This is a genomic window from Parabacteroides timonensis, assembly GCF_900128505.1.
GTDB classification, from domain to species: domain Bacteria; phylum Bacteroidota; class Bacteroidia; order Bacteroidales; family Tannerellaceae; genus Parabacteroides; species Parabacteroides timonensis.
In genome coordinates this window covers 1,462,041-1,480,384 of record NZ_LT669941.1, presented here as the reverse complement: position 1 = coordinate 1,480,384, position 18,344 = coordinate 1,462,041, and the positions used below count along the sequence as shown (strand labels likewise).

Annotated in this window: 10 protein-coding genes; 5 read left to right on the top strand and 5 right to left on the bottom strand. The window is 45.1% G+C overall.

Annotation, left to right across the window (positions count from 1 at the left end):
- Nucleotides 1-90: 90 nt before the first annotated feature.
- The 4 genes from BQ7394_RS13695 to BQ7394_RS13680 all read left to right on the top strand — a co-directional run bounded on the left by BQ7394_RS13695 (nt 91) and on the right by BQ7394_RS13680 (nt 9,500).
- Nucleotides 91-2,322 (top strand): hypothetical protein, encoded by a 2,232-nt coding sequence (locus BQ7394_RS13695; protein WP_087880603.1) that lies wholly within the window; start codon nt 91-93, stop codon nt 2,320-2,322.
- Nucleotides 2,323-2,422: 100 nt separating this feature from the next.
- Nucleotides 2,423-4,693 (top strand): GH92 family glycosyl hydrolase, encoded by a 2,271-nt coding sequence (locus BQ7394_RS13690; RefSeq protein WP_075560028.1) that lies wholly within the window; start codon nt 2,423-2,425, stop codon nt 4,691-4,693.
- 166 nt (nt 4,694-4,859) lie between these two features.
- Complete coding sequence (locus tag BQ7394_RS13685; RefSeq protein ID WP_075557947.1) at nt 4,860-7,208, top strand: GH92 family glycosyl hydrolase; 2,349 nt, start codon at nt 4,860-4,862, stop codon at nt 7,206-7,208.
- A gap of 12 nt (nt 7,209-7,220) precedes the next feature.
- Nucleotides 7,221-9,500, top strand: a complete 2,280-nt coding sequence (locus tag BQ7394_RS13680) for a GH92 family glycosyl hydrolase (RefSeq protein WP_075557946.1) — start codon at nt 7,221-7,223, stop codon at nt 9,498-9,500.
- Between the two features lie 82 nt (nt 9,501-9,582).
- On the opposite strand, the gene BQ7394_RS13675 is transcribed toward BQ7394_RS13680, so the two are convergent.
- Entirely contained in the window at nt 9,583-12,165 is a 2,583-nt protein-coding gene (locus tag BQ7394_RS13675; RefSeq protein ID WP_075557945.1) for a hybrid sensor histidine kinase/response regulator, read from the bottom strand.
- A gap of 105 nt (nt 12,166-12,270) precedes the next feature.
- Nucleotides 12,271-13,593, bottom strand: coding sequence for a Gfo/Idh/MocA family protein (locus BQ7394_RS13670; RefSeq protein ID WP_075557944.1), 1,323 nt, complete (start codon nt 13,591-13,593; stop codon nt 12,271-12,273).
- 86 nt (nt 13,594-13,679) lie between these two features.
- On the opposite strand from BQ7394_RS13670, the gene BQ7394_RS13665 reads away from it, so the two are divergent.
- Nucleotides 13,680-14,174: a UpxY family transcription antiterminator gene (locus tag BQ7394_RS13665; protein ID WP_075560027.1), complete on the top strand. Its 495-nt coding sequence runs from the start codon at nt 13,680-13,682 to the stop codon at nt 14,172-14,174.
- 9 nt (nt 14,175-14,183) lie between these two features.
- On the opposite strand, the gene BQ7394_RS13660 is transcribed toward BQ7394_RS13665, so the two are convergent.
- The 3 genes from BQ7394_RS13660 to BQ7394_RS13650 form a co-directional block, all read right to left on the bottom strand.
- Complete coding sequence (locus BQ7394_RS13660; protein WP_075557943.1) at nt 14,184-14,372, bottom strand: hypothetical protein; 189 nt, start codon at nt 14,370-14,372, stop codon at nt 14,184-14,186.
- A 590-nt stretch (nt 14,373-14,962) separates the two neighbouring features.
- Complete coding sequence (locus tag BQ7394_RS13655) at nt 14,963-17,944, bottom strand: GLUG motif-containing protein (protein WP_161951800.1); 2,982 nt, start codon at nt 17,942-17,944, stop codon at nt 14,963-14,965.
- 2 nt (nt 17,945-17,946) lie between these two features.
- Nucleotides 17,947-18,240, bottom strand: coding sequence for an HU family DNA-binding protein (locus BQ7394_RS13650; RefSeq protein ID WP_075557941.1), 294 nt, complete (start codon nt 18,238-18,240; stop codon nt 17,947-17,949).
- Between the last annotated feature and the right edge of the window lie 104 nt (nt 18,241-18,344).

Genomic DNA, 18,344 nt, shown 5'->3' with positions numbered 1-18,344 from the left:
GCTAAATATCTATTTTTATGGGGCATTTTAAGGATACGCCTTTACTTTCATACCTTAAAATGCCCCTTGTTATCTTTTAAATATAATAATATGAAGACAAATGTAAAAGTGCTATTAAGTGGATTTGTTGTGTTTTCCTCCTTGGCAATAGCTTGTCAGTTAGCTCCGAAAACGACTAATACCGATCAACCCGAAAGACGGGAGAAAACAGCTTTTCAAACCGGACAACCCTGGAAACCGACTACCGATGTACGGGCGGATGTCGCTATCGTATATGGGGTAGGAGGTAATCCTTCGGAAAAACGTTCGGGATTGACTTTTGAACAACGTGTGCAGAGCTGGCGTGATAAAGGTTATATCGCTCATTTTATGACAGGTATAGCCTGGGGAGAGTATAAAGATTATTTTACCGGAGAATGGGATGGCAAGTGGCATCTGGACGAAGGACAGGTAACCATGAAGGGAGATACGATCTGGCATGGGCATATGGTACCTTACATCGTTCCGTCTATGAACTTCATCAAATATATGCAGGAACGACATATTAAACGGGTGATCGATGCCGGTATCGATGCCATTTACCTGGAAGAACCTGAATTCTGGGCTCGTGGCGGTTATAGTGAAGCTTTCAAAAGGGAATGGAAAGAGTATTATGGTTTCGACTGGCGTTCGCAACATGAATCGGCAGAGAATACATATCTTTCCAACAAACTGAAATATCACCTGTATTACCGTGCATTGAACGAATGTTTCACCTATGCGAAAGAATATGGAAAAAGCAAAGGAATGGATGTGCGCTGTTATGTACCTACCCATTCGCTGGTGAACTATTCCCAGTGGCAGATCGTAAGTCCGGAAGCAAGCCTGGCCTCTCTGCCTTGTGTGGATGGATATATCGCCCAGGTATGGACGGGGACATCCCGCGAACCTAACTATTTCAACGGTGTTGCTAAAGAACGCGTATTCGAAACCGCCTTCCTGGAATACGGTTGTATGGAATCGATGACAGCCCCGACCGGACGTAAGGTCTTTTTCCTGACCGACCCGATTGAAGACTGGCCTCGCGACTGGGCAGACTATAAGAAGAATTATCAGGCAACCTTTACAGCCAAGCTATTGTACCCGAACAATAATAACTACGAAGTAATGCCCTGGCCGGACCGTATTTATGAAGGATTATATCGCAAAAGTGCCAACAGTGAAGAGAAAGCACGCATCCCGCGTTTCTACTCCACCCAGATGCAGGTTATGATCAATTCACTGAATAATATGCCTTTATCCGACAATAAGGTATCTGGTTCTTCCGGTATCAGTGTCTTGATGGCCAACTCGTTAATGTTCCAGCGGGCACCCCAGCCGGTTGCTGGTTATGACGATCCGCAGTTATCCAATTTTTACGGTCAGGCTCTGCCTTTCCTGAAACGGGGAGTTCCTGTACATCTGTTGCATCTCGAGAATGTGTCTTATCCGGAAACCTGGAAAAATACGAAAGTATTGTTGATGACTTATTCCAATATGAAACCTCTGGAAAAGGAAACACATAAGTATATTGCCGAATGGGTTAAAAACGGAGGAGTATTGGTATACAGTACACGCGATACGGACCCTTTCCAGTCGGTACAGGAATGGTGGAACCAGGATGCGGAAAAGTATAAAACACCCTCTCAGCACCTGTTTGGTTTGATGGGAATAGATAAAGAGGCCAAAGAGGGTGAATATACTTATGGCAAAGGAACGGTTTACGTTATCCGCCAGGACCCGAAAGAGTTTGTCTTGAAAGCAGATGCCGACAAAGAGTATGTGGCTACGGTAAAACGTTTGTATGAAGAAAAAGCAAATGCCGGAAATCTTCAGTTCAAGAACAGCTTCAGCTTGGAAAGAGGTTTTTACGATTTAATAGCCGTACTGGATGAAGGCATGATTAGCAATGAACCGTATGTCGTAAAAGGTAGACTGATTGATTTGTTTGATCCAGAATTGCCTGTCCTGAGTGAAAAAGTAGTAAAACCGGGTGAACAAGCCTATTTGGTAAATATAGACCGGGTAGAAGATCAAAGTAAGCCACAGGTATTATGCGGTGCAGCACGTGTGTATGATGAAAAAGTAAACAAAAATGTTTATTCGTTTGTCGCTAAAAGCCCGATCAACACAACGAATGTGATGCGTGTCTTATTACCGCAGAAGCCTGAAAAGATAACGGTTTCGGGAGTTACGGGAAAGGAAGCCGCCAATGTCGCCTATAACTGGGACGAAACGAGCAAAACCTGTTTTCTGACTTTTGATAATGATCCGGAAGGTATCGCCATATCTATAGGTTGGTAATATAGTCCTGAATAATTTAGGCTGGATTAAAAACGACGAGGATATTGCAAATATTCATTTTGTGATATCCTCGCTTTTTACTTTTAAATATTATAACATGATGAAACATATTCTTTTTTCTTTATGCCTTATTGTCGGTACAAGTATGGAACTTTCTGCCCAGGATCCTGATCTGACACATTATGTGAATACTTTGCAAGGCACCAATTCAAAACATGAACTGACCCGGGGAAATACTTATCCGACTACTGCCTTACCCTGGGGTATGAATTTCTGGACACCCCAAACTGGGCCTAATCGTGACGGATGGATCTACCAACATTTTAAAGACTCCATTCGCGGGTTCAGGCAAACCCACCAATGTAGCTCATGGACCCGGGATTATGCGGCTTTCTCTCTGATGCCTGTGAGTGGAAAGCTGGAAGTCGACCAATACAAGAGAGCTGCTAAGTTCAGTCACAAAAATGAGATTGCCCGTCCACATTATTATAAAGTAACCTTTGAGAATAAGATCACGACCGAAATGTCCCCGACGGAAAGAGGTGTCCATATGCGGTTTGCATTTCCGGGGACAGGTGATTCGTATGTAGTGGTTGATGCGAATAATGGAGGAAGCCGTGTTCAGATTATTCCGGAAGAGCGTAAGATAATCGGCTATAACAAAAATGCAAACCATAGCGTACCGGACGGTTTTGCAAATTACTTTGTTATCGAATTCGATAAACCTTTTGTTTCGTATGGGACATGGAGCGGTGACGACGGTTCGATCTCTTCCGGAAATATGGAAGCAGAAGACCGATATGTAGGTGCTTATATCCAGTTTAAAAAAGGATCGAAAGTTCAGGCCAAGATAGCCTCTTCATATATTAGTTATGAACAGGCTGAACTGACACTTCAACAAGAATTGGGCTCGTCGAAGTCATTGGAACAGACCTGCGAGGCGGCTAAAAAAGCATGGAACAAACAGCTGAATAAAGTAAAGGTGGAAGGAGGTACGGAAGAGCAAAAGGCAACGTTCTATTCCTGTTTTTTCCGTTCCATGCTTTTCCCACGCAAATTCTATGAGCATGATGCCAATGGGGAACCGGTCTATTATAGCCCGTATGATGGAAAAATACATAAAGGACGGATGTATACCGACAATGGTTTCTGGGATACCTTCCGTGCCCAGTTCCCGTTGAATGCTATTCTGCATCCGGAATTCCATAATAATTATATAACCAGCCTGATTACCGCTTACGATCAGAGCGGGTGGTTACCTTCTTGGTCATTCCCCGGCCATCAGGGAGGAATGATAGGAAACCATGCCTTGTCGCTTATCGCCGATGCGTGGGCTAAAGGATTCCGTTCGTACGATCCGAAGCATGCAATGGAGGCCATGTTTCATGAAGTAACGAACAAAGGACCGGGTGGCCCGGCCAACGGACGTGACGGTTGGAAAGATTATTTTATCTATGGATACGTTCCTTATCCGGATTGTCGTGAAGCGACAGCCAAAACGTTGGAATATTGTTACGACGATTGGTGTGCCATGCAGTTCGCAAAGATGACCAGACAACCCTTTTATGAAGAACTGTTCAAAAAGCAAATATATAATTACCGCAATGTATTCGATCCTTCTGTCGGGTTTATGCGTGGAAGACAAAAGGATGGCAACTGGTTGCCCGATTTTGATCCGACTGAATGGGGTGGCCCGTTTACCGAAGGGTGTGCCTGGCATTATGTGTGGTCGGTGTTCCACGATGTGAAAGGACTTATCGGTTTGCTCGGTGGCGATAAAGCGTTTGTCGCTAAACTGGATTCCGTCTTTTCGGTACCGAATACATTTAAGGTGGGTACTTATAATCGTGTTATTCATGAGATGGCAGAAATGGAAATGATCAATATGGGGCAATATGCACACGGTAACCAACCGATCCAACACATGATCTATCTCTATAATTATGCCGGAGAACCCTGGAAGACCCAGAAATGGGCTCGTAAGGTCATGGACGAGTTATACAGTTCGACCCCTGATGGTTATCCGGGTGATGAAGATCAGGGGCAAACATCTTCCTGGTATGTGATCAGTGCTATGGGACTGTATTCCGTTTGTCCGGGCACTACGGAATATGTGATAGGAAGCCCTGTCTTTCCAAAAATGACGATACAGTTGGAGAATGGTAAGAAGTTGGTCATCGAGGCCGTCAATAATAGTGCTGAAAATGTTTATATACAGTCTGCTTCATTCAATGGACAACCTTTCACCAAAAACTATCTTTTGTATGACGATTTGATGAAGGGAGGAACTATCCGTTACCAAATGGGCGATACTCCGGCTGTCGGCCGCGGAATATCGGAGCAGGATCGTCCTTTTTCCCTTTCTGACTGATAATAGGGGAGAAAAGTAATCTGTTATCGGTATACCTTGGTATTTCTTTAATAGATTCAAACGCAATTAATTTTAATTGTGTTCTTCTGCTATAAAATAGTGATTATCTTTGTGCTATTAAAGATCAATGAATATATTAGTAATTGAACCAAATATAAACTAAATCATGAAAAGAAAAAGTGTATGCGCTTTCGCTTTGGCCGCCATGTTGGCTTTTGTAGGAAAGCCCGCCATGGCTGCTTCAGGAAATGAAGCGTTTGATCCGGTAGAGTACGCACTACCGTTGATGGGAACCCAATCGAGTTTCGAGCTGTCGACAGGAAATACGTATCCGGCCATTGCCCGTCCGTGGGGTATGAATTTCTGGACACCCCAGACTGGTAAGATGGGTGACGGATGGCAGTATGTATATACCGCCAATAAGATCAGAGGATTCAAACAGACTCACCAGCCGAGCCCGTGGATCAACGATTACGGACAGTTTGTTATTATGCCTGTCGTAGGTGCTCCCGAGTTTGACCAGGATAAACGTGCCAGCTGGTTCTCACATAAGAGTGAGGTGGTAAAACCTTATTATTATAAAGCATACCTGGCAGATCACGATGTGATCACTGAGTTGACACCGACCGACCGTGCCGCTCTTTTCCGTTTCACATTCCCGGAGAATGATCATTCTTATATCGTTGTCGATGCACTCGACAATGCTTCGTATATCAAGGTGATCCCCGAAGAAAACAAGATCATCGGTTATTCGACAAAGAACAGTGGGGGAGTACCCGAAAACTTCAAGAACTACTTTATTATAGAGTTCGACAAACCTTTCACTTATGAAGCTACTTTTGCCGATAACTCTTTGAAAGAAGGAGCAAAGGAACAGACCAGCAAACACGTAGGAGCTGTGATCGGTTTCAAGACCCGTAAAGGTGAGATCGTTCATGCCAAGGTTGCCTCTTCATTCATCAGCTTCGACCAGGCTGCCGTGAATATGAAGGAACTGGGTAACGACTCTTTCGAAACGTTGATGGCTAAAGGCAAACAAGCCTGGAACGATGTGCTCGGTAAGATCGAGGTGGAAGGTGGTTCGCTGGACCAGTATCGCACATTCTATTCTTGCATGTACCGTGCCCTGCTTTTCCCCCGCAAATTCTACGAAATAGATGCAGCAGGCAAAGTGGTTCACTACAGCCCGTATAACGGCGAAGTATTGCCCGGCTATATGTTTACCGATACCGGTTTCTGGGATACTTTCCGTGCCCTGTTCCCATTCCTGAACCTGATGTTCCCGACTATGAACAAGGAAATGCAGGAAGGTCTGATCAATACCTATAAAGAAAGCGGTTTCTTCCCTGAATGGGCAAGCCCTGGTCATCGTGGCTGTATGGTCGGCAACAACTCGGCTTCTGTTCTGGTAGACGCTTATATGAAAGGTGTGAAAGTAGACGACCTGGAAACCCTTTATAAAGGCCTGATCCACGGAACGGAAAACGTACATCCTACTGTTTCTTCTACCGGCCGTCTGGGACATGAATACTACAATAAACTGGGTTATGTTCCCTACGATGTGAAGATCAATGAGAACGCAGCTCGTACCCTTGAATATGCCTACAACGACTGGTGTATCTACCAGATCGCCAAAGAACTGGGCCGTCCGAAGAAAGAACTCGAGTTGTATGCAAAGCGTGCGATGAACTATAAGAACTTGTACGATAAGGAAAGCAAACTGATGCGCGGCAAGAATGCCGACGGTACATTCCAGTCACCGTTCTCTCCGTTGAAATGGGGGGATGCCTTTACCGAAGGAAACAGCTGGCATTACACCTGGTCTGTCTTCCATGATCCGCAGGGATTGATCGACCTGATGGGCGGTAAGGATTCTTTCGTTATGATGCTCGACTCCGTATTTGCCGTTCCGCCGTTGTTCGACGACAGCTATTACGGACAGGTGATCCACGAGATCCGCGAAATGCAGATTATGAACATGGGTAACTATGCACACGGTAACCAGCCGATCCAGCACATGATCTACATGTACAACTACGCCGGACAACCTTGGAAAGCACAGTACTGGGTACGCGACGTGATGAACAAGATGTACACTCCGACTCCCGACGGTTATTGCGGTGACGAGGATAACGGACAGACTTCTGCCTGGTATGTATTCTCCGCTCTTGGTTTCTATCCGGTAGCTCCGGGAACGACACAGTATGTTTTGGGTGCTCCGTTGTTCAAGAAAGCAACTTTGCATTTCGAAAACGGAAAGAACCTGGTGATCAACGCTCCTGAAAACAGCGACAAGAACATCTATATCGAGTCGATGTCGTTCAACGGTGTGAACTATACCAAGAACTATCTCGACCATAACGAACTGCTGAAAGGCGGTGTTCTCGATATCAAGATGGGCGACAAACCCAACCTGAACAGAGGCGTTAACCCGGAAGACCTTCCTTATTCATTCTCTGTCAACGACGAGAACTTTAAGAAGCTGGTTCCGGCTGCAAAGTCAAAAAAGAAATAAACAGACAGGTATATGAATGTAAACAAGAAAATTAAAACAGGTGTGGCCCTATTGGCTTCCGTATTTCTGCTGGCCTCTTGTGCAGCCGGAGGCGATGTCTCTCCACAGAAAAGCCCGGTAGATTATGTGAACCCTTATATGGGAAATATCAGCCACTTATTGGTGCCTACCTATCCGACGATACATTTACCTAACAGCATGCTCCGTGTTTATCCGGAGCGTGCCGACTTTACAGGCGATATGTTAAGCGGATTACCTATTATCGTGACCAGCCACCGTGGAAGTTCCGCCTTTAACCTGAGCCCGTATCAGGGAGAAGCATCCGGACTGAAGCCGGTTATCAACTACAGCTACGATCATGAAAAGATCCGTCCGTATCGTTACGAGGTATATCTGGATGATAACAATATCGCCGTAGATTACGCTCCGTCTCACCAGAGTGCCGTATATAATATCACCTTCGAAGGGGAAGGGCCTGCCTATCTGGTATTCAACAGCCGCAACGGTCAGTTGATGAGCGATGGCAAGAACATCAGCGGTTATCAGTTCGTCGACCGGAAGACCAAGGTCTACCTTTATGCCGAAACCGACAAAACTCCGCAGCAATGCGGCACGCTCGACGGCAGCACCGTGAAGTACGGGGAAACCTCCGTGGAAGGAAAAGACGCCGCCCTGGTGTTGGCTTACGGCAACGATGTCAAGCAATTGGGTATTCGTTACGGTATCTCCTTTATCAGCGAAGAACAGGCAAAGAAGAACCTCGAACGCGAGATTGCCGCTTACGATGTCGACGTAGTAGCCAAGATTGCCCGCAACGACTGGAACGAAGCCCTTGGCAAGATCCAGACACAAGGCGGAACAGATAACGACAAGATCGTATTCTATACTTCTCTCTACCGTTGCTACGAACGTCCGGTCAACCTGAGTGAAGACGGCCGTTATTACAGCGCTTTCGATGGAAAGATACACGAAGACGGCGGTCGCCCGTTCTATACCGACGACTGGATCTGGGACACTTACCGTGCCACTCATCCGCTGCGTATCTTGATCGACAACGAGGAAGAAAGCAATATGATCAACTCCTTCTTGCTGATGGCCGAACAGATGGGTACTAACTGGATGCCTACTTTCCCCGAAGTAACCGGCGATTCCCGCCGTATGAACTCCAACCATGCCGTAGCTACCGTGATCGATGCCTGGAGAAAAGGCGTACGCGGTTTCGACCTGGAGAAAGCCTATATAGCTTCGAAGAAAGGTATCGAAGAAAAGACCTTGATCCCCTGGTCGGCAGCTCCTGCCGGATGGCTCGACGAGTTCTATAAGGAACACGGATATATCCCGGCATTGAAACCCGGCGAAAAAGAAACAGTAGCGAATGTTTCTATCTGGGAAAAACGCCAGCCTGTTGCCGTTACTTTAGGTACGGCTTACGACCAGTGGTGTCTTTCACAGATTGCGACCGAATTAGGTAAGGAAGACGAAGCAAAGCATTACCTGCGTGAGTCGTACAACTACCGCAATGTGTTCAACCCTGAAACCCGTTTCTTCCATCCGAAGGATAAAGACGGCAAATTCATCGAACCGATGGATTACCGTTACGACGGCGGCCTGGGAGCACGCGATTATTATGACGAAAACAACGGTTATATATATCGTTGGGACGTACAGCATAACATCGGCGACCTGATCTCTATGATCGGTGGCGACAAAGTCTTCACTTCGGCTCTCGATTCTATGTTCAACGAACCGCTGGGAATGTCCAAATGGAGTTTTTATTCTTTCCTGCCTGACCATACCGGTAACGTGGGAATGTTCTCGATGGCGAACGAACCTAGTTTGCATATCCCGTATCTGTATAACTACGCCGGCCAACCCTGGAAAACGCAGAAACGTATCCGTACGCTATTGAACCAGTGGTTCCGCAACGACCTGATGGGTGTTCCGGGTGATGAAGACGGTGGTGGAATGTCGGCATTTGTCGTATTCAGCCAGATGGGTTTTTATCCGGTTACTCCCGGTTCACCTACGTATAATATAGGTAGCCCGGTATTTACCGATGTGAAGGTAGACCTGGGTAATGGCAATACGTTCGAGATCAAGGCAAACAATGCCTCCGAAGAGAATAAGTACGTACAGTCGGCCAAATTGAACGGTGAAGTACTGAACCAGCCTTGGTTCCAGCACAGCGATATCGCTCAGGGTGGTCTGTTGGAATTGGAAATGGGCCCGCGGGCTAATAAGGCATGGGGTACTGCAACACCTCCGCCTTCTGCTGCTCCGATGCCGAAATAATCGAAATACAGTATAAATAAAAAGCCGGTTGATTCTTTTTCAACCGGCTTTTTTGTTACCTTACTTATTCTTTTTTATTGCCTTATCTATTATATAATGTATTGTGAACCAACTCCCTTAATTTATTAATATCGACCGGCTTGACCACATAATCCGTAAAACGGCATTCGCGGGCAATCTCTTTTTCCCTTTCAAAAGCAAACGCTGTCAGTGCGATGATCGGTATTGTCTCCGACAATTCACGGATGATGCGGGTTGCCTGGAAGCCATCCATTACCGGCATTCTCAAATCCATCAGGATCAGGTCGGGATCATACTTCTGGTACATCTCTACCGCTTCGTCCCCGTTCCAGGCATGGTATAGTTCATATATTTTCCCGAACAACGTTTGCAGCAGGAAATAGTTTTCGGGAACATCCTCGGCGATCAGTACCTTTTTCCTTTTGGAAACAGGCTTTTCGACTACGGGCAGTGGGAGAGGTGCTTCTTCTTCCTCCGGTATTTCAGATATATCTTCATTGTCCTGTTCAAGCGGAAGTGTGAACCAGAAGGTAGAGCCTTCTCCCTGTGCCGAATCTACCCCGATACTGCCCCCCAGGTTTTCCACAATCATTTTGCTGATCGTAAGGCCGAGTCCCGTACCCTGTTTAAAGTCGTTTATCTTGATAAAACGGTCGAAGATACGGCTCCGGTTCTCTTCGGCGATACCGATACCGGTATCTCTGACGCTTATTTTAAGGAAGCCTCTCTTCCTGGCATAAGAAAGGGTGATACTGCCTTCGGAAGTAAATTTGATTGCATTGTTTATAAAGTTCGTAATCACCTGTATCACCCGCTGTGGATCTGTCTTGAGGATGACGGAAGGTAATTTGTCGTCGAACAACAGTTGGACATCCGAAGTCATCTTGAGTGATTCTGCCTGGTGTATTTCCCGGCAGAGCTCTTTGATATCCGTTTGTGCTATGTTATACTGCAAAGTGCCCGATTCTATTTTAGAAAAGTCCAGGATATCCCCGATCAGGTTGAGCAACAGGTTGTTGTTCTTGTGGATAATATCCAGGTATGCCTGCCTGTCTTCCTTATCTTCCGTTTCCGCTATCAGGTCGGAAAAGCCGACGATAGCATTCAGGGGGGTACGTATTTCGTGGCTCATATTTGCCAGGAAAGCCGATTTAAGTTTGTCCGCCTCCTTTACCTTGATCAGTTCGATCTCTTTTTCCCGCTGCTTGGTGATATTGGACGTGTAGCTTATTATTTTGCTGGGCGTACCATCTTCGTTCAGCTTGTAAGAGCGAACATTCGAATTGATCCAGTATGTTTTACCGTCGAGGATACGGCGGTACACGGACGCATAACTGTTTATTTCACCATTGAGTAGCCTTTTGAACTGCTGGTTGTACACCCTGTCGAAGTCCTCCGGATGCAACGTGCCGGCAAAGTCCTGCAGGTAGTTCAGGTTCTCCCGGCTCAGGTAGGATAATAGCTTGTTCTCGGTAATATTTTCATTCAGGCTGAAATCTACATTCAGTTTGTCGGAAGCCACATCATATTCCCAGATGATAGAGTCGCCGGTATCGACGGCAACTTTCAGCTTAGTCAGGTTATACCGGGTCTGCTCCGCTTTGAGATAGTTTTCCGTATCATCGAACACGATATAAAAGAATCCGAAGATAACATCCTGTTTATCTTTCAATACAACACCTTTTACCTGTAAATATTTAACATGATCCTTTACGGTCGACCGGTAGTAGCCTGTATCGGAAACCGCTTTGAAGTTATAGCACAGTGTGAAAGCTACATCTTCTCCTTTTTTCAGTTTATCGTTTACCCATTCCGGAATATTGGGATTCTCGAAAGCGTTTAATCCTATGGCTTGGTCGCGCGTGGTTCCGAATATTTCAAGGTCTGCGTTATTCAGGTCGAGCAGGTTTCCTTTCTCGTCATACAACTCTACTCCCCAGGGTAACTTGTCGAATATGATCTGGAATTTGGATTCGCTTTGCAGCACCTGCTTCATGGAGTTCTCCATCATCCCCTGTGCATGTTCCCGTTCGATGGCAATGGAGACGATGTCGGTCAGCATGCGCAGGTTCTCCACGTCTATGGCATTCCATGCACGGTGGGCCTTCACGCAATCCAGTCCGATAAATCCGTTGACTTTTCCTAGATGAAGCACGGGAAGGACCAACAGGGAGACAATATCCTGCAAACGCAGCAGATGTTGTTCGGTTGCAGCTTCCTCGGGCATTATTTCCACATCGGGGATAATGACATCCTTATTCTCTTTTATCTGTTCGATCCACCAGGGGATATCTTCTATCGACAACTTGCGCAACAGATCTTCACGCATGGAGACCACACCTTCGTGCGTCACTTCATGCGTGAAGTCTACCATATTTTTTTCATCGTCGAAGATGCCTATATATACGCGGTCTACTTTGAAAAACTTCAGGACAATCAATAGAGCCTGGTCGATGGCTTCGTTTTGTTCCGACCTCAGTAAGAGCGACAGTACATCGGAGAGTGTTTTCCGTAATGCGATCATATCAGTCAGCATCCGGTTCTTATATAAATCACCATCACTAGAAGAAGGGCATTCCTTTTTCAAGATCTCAATTTCACGGATCAACTCTTCTCTTGAATAGTTAGTGTATGCGCTGCTCATATAGGTCTACGAAGTTTATATGTTGTTGTATTAAATACAAAAGTACATATAAATATTGATTATCAAAAGAATTTCAAGGCTTTCGTATAATATAGACCTGTCGTTTCATATTTTGGGCAATACCCAGGGAGCCCGATAGTAAGCTTTTGATAATGCAGTAGCCTCATTATCACCGATAAACAGACTGTTGGTATCGTCCCAGCGAACTTCGCGTTGCAGACGGCATGATATATTTGCCAGGTGCGACATTTTGGCTACCCGTGCACCGATGGCAATGTCGGCATTGGGCAAATCACGACTTTTTATGCATTCCAGGAAATTTCCTACGTGGTTGTACAAGCCTTTTCCTTCTCCTTTTTTGAACGGGACAGCCTCCATACGGGGTGTTTTGTCTACCACAACCGGCAGCACTTCCCAGCCGGCGCGGGTGAGTACCAATGTCCCGTTTTCGCCAAAGAATGCCAGTCCTTCTTTCTTATCGAACGGGCCGTGGTTGATACCGCAGGCATGATCCCAGATGATATTGAAATCCTTATAAGCATAAGTGGCCATCAGGGTATCGGGAGTCTCCATCGCATCGTCGGGATAGGCGAACTTACCGCCACCGGAGAATACGCGGCTGGGCAGGTCGGCGTTCATGCCTTCGAGGGCATAATCCAATAGGTGCACGCCCCAGTCTGACATCAGGCCGCCGGCATAATCCCAGAAGAAGCGGAAATTATAATGGAAACGATAGGTGTTGAACGGACGTTTCGGAGCCGGGCCTAGCCACATGTCGTAATCCACTCCTGCGGGAACCGGGCTGTCGGGTATGATGGGTAGGGTAGGTTTGCTGTCCTGGTAAGCCCATACCTTCACGGTGCGGATACGGCCGATGTTGCCGGCTTTCAGGTAGTTGGCCGCTTCGTCCCAATGCGGATCGCTGCGTTGCCATTGGCCTACCTGTACGATACGGTTGTATTTGCGGGCGGCTTTCTCCATCAGGTTACATTCTTCGATGGTGTTGGAAAGCGGTTTTTCAACATATACGTCTTTACCGGCCTGGCAGGCAAAGATTGTAGGGAGGCAGTGCCAGTGGTCGGGAGTCCCGATGATTACTACGTCTACGTCTTTGTTGTCTATGACCTTACGCCAGTCTTTGTATAAGTTAGCGACTTTCTTACCGGTGCTTTTTTCAACATCGGCAGCCCGTTTGTTCAGCCATTCGTCGTCTATATCGCAAAGGGCGACGCATTCCACTTCCGGGTATTTCAGGAAATTGCTGAGGTTGGAAAAGCCCATCGAACGGCATCCGATCAGGGCTACTTTTACTTTATTACTGGGAGCCGCTTGTCCGTAGACAGCGCTGTATGCGCTACCGAACAATGGCGATAAACTTAGTCCGGCAGCAGATAATGCGGACTTTTGTAAAAAATTTCTTCTATTCATGGTATTTAAATTATGTGTTCGCGAACAGCTTTGCAATAATACGAAAAATAGTTCTATATTTGTGCCCTGAATAAAAGAAAATGTCGATGATATCCCCTCAAGATACTAACTGGTATGTTTTATATACGGCTCCACGCGCCGAAAAGCAAGTAAAAGAACGAATAGATATGTTGGGAGTAGAATGCTGGTTGCCCTTGCATCGTACTCCCCGTGTATGGTCGGATCGTGTGAAGATTGTCGAGATACCTTTGTTCAGTTCGTATGTGTTTGTCAGGTGTACGGATACTGTTTTACGCGATTTATTGAAGGTGTACGGCGTTATCCGGATTGTTTTTTATAACAGCAAACCGGCAGTTGTCCGCCAGGTCGAAATCGATGCCATTAAAGAGTTCCTGGAACAGGCTGCCGAACATGAACTTTGCCCGGGTGAGGAGGTAGAGATTCTAACCGGTGCGATGCGGCATGTTTCCGGAAAGATAAAGAAGATAAAAAAGAACCACCTCATGCTCTTCCTGGAGCAACTGGGCGCAACAGTCTGTGTGAAGCTGACGGATGTGGCGCGGGTGAATAGGTTGAAATAATTGGGAATATTACTTGCATAGCCAAGGATATTTTTGTTCCATTTTATGAAAAACCTCGCTACTGGGAATACCTTTTCCTGCATCTAACTCTGCAATAGAGTGGTCGATACGGGCATGAAGTTCTTCTTTACTTGTGATAGATAGGATTGCTTTCGCTAATTCTATTTTATCTGCATCCAGTCTCATATTTGCATCCATTTTAATTCTCTTTTAAGGTTTGTATTAGCCTTATTCTATCTGATCTATTTGTTCGATGAATAGTATTACAAAGATAGAAATTGTTTTCAATTATATTAATACAGACAGGGCAATCTCACCAAAATATAGTTTATATTTAGGAAAAGGTGAGTCTTTTTTAATTGACAATTGGGCTTCGTGATCGGAATTAGAAAAAGGTGAGCTTCAAGTAGGAACAATATTTGAGTCTTTTTTATGAGGCAACGCCTCATGCCGCAGGCTCTCTTTTGCCGTCTGCTTCAGCTGACGGATAGATTAATGCTCCGGCTTTGCCGGATTCCTCTGTGGGTTTTAACCCCTTTGAATATATAAAGACTGTCTTGTTTTAAAGGGGCTTAAGCCCACAAAGGAAGAGGCTTTGCCTCCTGTCTTTTATATCCGTCGGTTAAAAACCGACGGCAAAAGAGAGCCTGCGGCACAAGGCGTTGCCTTGTTGAAGACAACGGCACCTGTAAGGGCGGTTCGCGAACCGCCCCTACCAACGACACTACATTCAAATTTGATAATAACTGAACTATATACAAGGTTTGCCTCGTTGGGGAGTCCTCGTGTTATTTTTGTATCTGTATCTTGAAACTCTTATTTCCTGCTACGACAATGTAATTGCCTTGCGGTAACCAAAGAGACTTATCTCCCGATAGATTATCGTATTTATGTAAGAGTGTCCCGCTGAAAGTGTAGATGAATACGGTTTCGGGGTGGGAGGTATGGATATGCAGATAGGTATCCTCCGTCCGGACTTTCGTATCGTTTGTGCAGATTGTTTCGTTGGCAACCGGGTCGGGATTGCGGACGATACCGTCGATACTGATCGCGATAGGTTGGCGTACATATTTGATAATGTATGCACCGTCGCTCGAACGTGGAGTGATCGTTTCGCCTCGGTCGGTGGTGACGATGGGAGAAGACTGGTCGTATTCCTTGTCGAGCGTGAGGTAAAAACGGAAACTGCTCCAGGCTTCTACTTCGTACTCGCCGGCTATAGGGTCGGTGGTTACTCCTTCTATTTGAGGGAGGGTGACGAGGTGGTAAACCGGAGGAACTGGAGTTGGCTCAGGATCAGGTTCGGGCTGGGGATCTGGGATTTTGCTGAAAGTAGCAGAGATTGTGATGTTTTCCGATACGGTCAATGTATTTCCGGAATTGAAAGGGGTGCCATTTACCGTTAGCTCGCTCAGTTTGTATTTGCCTTCTGGGGTGGCTGTGATGGTAAGTTGGGTTCCGCCTTGTACCTTATCCTCGGATTTTATCGTACTGGCAAGCTGGTCGGTAATGGTTAATTCACCATGATCAGGCTTGTCGAAAGTAATGGTATAAAGACTCAAGCTTACAAGGGGGATACTGGGTTGGTTATCTATCGTTACCCCGTAAGTATTGTCGTTATTAATTTTTTTTAGTTTAGGCAGGGTGTTGGTATTGAAATCCCAGGCATCGGATGGTGAAAAAGGATAATTTTCTCCGTCCCATTCTTCGCCATTCAGAGATGTATTACTAGTGTCCCACTGGCCAGGAATGTCTGAATGTGCATAATTACTAGTTGTAGTGCCTGAATTTGTTCCTGCAATACGTCCTGTGGAAGCCGCATAGTTGATAACGCCAACAGTATTAAGAGCTACGCAATTCGAGATAGAACCCGAATTCTCTCCTGTAATACCGCCGACATGTCCTTCATCACCCTCGGTTTTGATTGCTTCTACTTTACCTGTGGCATAACAGTTTGTTACCTTTCCGGGATTGTACCCGGCAATCCCTCCGATGTAATTTTCTTTTCCGCTTGCTGAGATATTCCCTGTTGTGTAGCAATCTTGTATTTCACTATGAACAGATTTTTTATCGTAATTCCATCCGACCAAATTACCGATATAGTTTTCTCCTCCTTCAGACGTAATGTTAGCTGTTGAATAACAATTTTTTATACTTCGATAATTTAATGCAGTAAGACCTCCTATGATATTTGTTTGTCCTATAGTGGATATGTCGCTTGTTGGCGTTGAATAATGTATCAGTTGGTTTTCTTCTCTGTTATCAATTGCATTATATTGGCAATTCGTTAAATTGACAAAGCTATATCCGGTTATTCCTCCAACATAATTATCCTCTCCTTTAACATTAAACCGGGTAGATGATTTACAATCGGTAATAGTTTCATATGTGGATATATATCCGACTATTCCACCGATGTAACTCAGAGCCCCGTCAACCGTTATTATACCGGATGATTTACTGTCTGTAATAGTATTATACATCATATATCCCACGATACCTCCTGCGTATGTGGTCGTTTCTGCGAAATTGGCAGATGAAAAAATGCAGGTTGCTGATTCACATGCTGTAATTATAGTCTTATTATATCCAACAATCCCACCGACGCAATAGGTATAGCCTTTTATATTGTTGGGAGCATCGGATGTTAATTCCATTTTAATGGTTCCTGAGGTTGTACAATGGTCAATGGGATAGGACGTTTCACTCATACCGGCAATACCACCGGCTTTGATAAAATACAGCCTTTCATTAGTATTTTTTGGGGGGATATTTGTCTGGTATTTTACATGTATATCACATGAAGAAGTACATTTTTCGATTGAATATCCACTTATGACATTAGACTGGTTGCCACCTACAATCCCTCCACATCCTTCATTTTGGAAATTAGGAATGAAATCTATTTTTCCTTGTGCGGTACAATTTTTTATGCAACCTCCGTTTTTTGAAGTAATTCCTCCTGTTGCGTATCCTCCGACTGATGTAATACTGATATTTGCATTGCAGTCTGTTATGGTTGGTATAGTCTGACTAGTAAAGCTGTTTTCTCCAACTATTCCTCCGATAGAAGCAGACGTATGATCGTTGTCTTTTCGACCGGAAGTTAATATACCTTCAAAACTACAATCTGTAACAGTTCCTTCATAGTTGACTCCGGCGATACCTCCGATGGCTCCCCCTTTTGCTTCCTGATAAATGATTTTACCGTTTACCGTACAATGATCGATAGTTGAATATTTACCGGCGGCTACTATCCCTCCGGCATAATCGTCATAATCGCTGGAAGTATAATCAACTTTTTTATTTATGTCACAATCGGTTAATTGAATGTCCTTTATGTTCGCATGATCTGTTATTCCAAATAGACCGGCTGCGTCTAAAGTAGATACATATATATTTTGTATCTTGAAATTTCCTCCATTGAAAGAACCTTTGAATGGGTAAGTGGCCTTTTCTCCGATTGGTATCCAATTATGATCAGCCAAGTCAATATCTTGGGTGAGTGTTATCGCCACCCCTTCAAACCCTTTTTTGCCGGAATTTCCGGTATCTTCGTTTTCGTTTACCATTTTCGCTACCCAAGCTAGTTCGGCTGCGGAAGATATGTTGATCTCAGTTGAAGAAGTACTCCAGTCCGCAGGTGGGGTTGCCAGGTTTTCCCATGTATCCGGTGTGGTATCATCTGCCCGCATCCCTTTGGAGAAGAAACAGAGAAACGCTATCGTTATTAACAGACGATACGAAATAAGATGTAAATGTTTTTTCATCATCATTTATTTTTAGTTTGGGTATTATTTAATTCTTCAAGAAGTTCTTTTCCCGGTTTCAGCTTTACGGAGAAACGTTCGGAAATCATGTGAGGGGCTCCTGTTTTGGGATTTCGTGCCAGGCGTTCGGCCTGGTGCCATCTTGTAATGACGCCGAAACCTGTCAAGCGGATTTCTCCACCTTGTTTCAGTTCGTCGGTGATAATGCCGGTCAAAGATTGGATAACCTTTTTGACGGCAATTTGTGTTTGCCCTGTTTTATGGGCTAACGTGTTGATCAATTGTTGCTTGTTCATAAGAATGACTAGAAAAAACGTTCGTTTTTTCTAGTCATTTTCTGAAGTGTCATAAAAAATAAATGTTTATGGGTAAATTAGAGTAGGTAAGATTTGAAAATTGT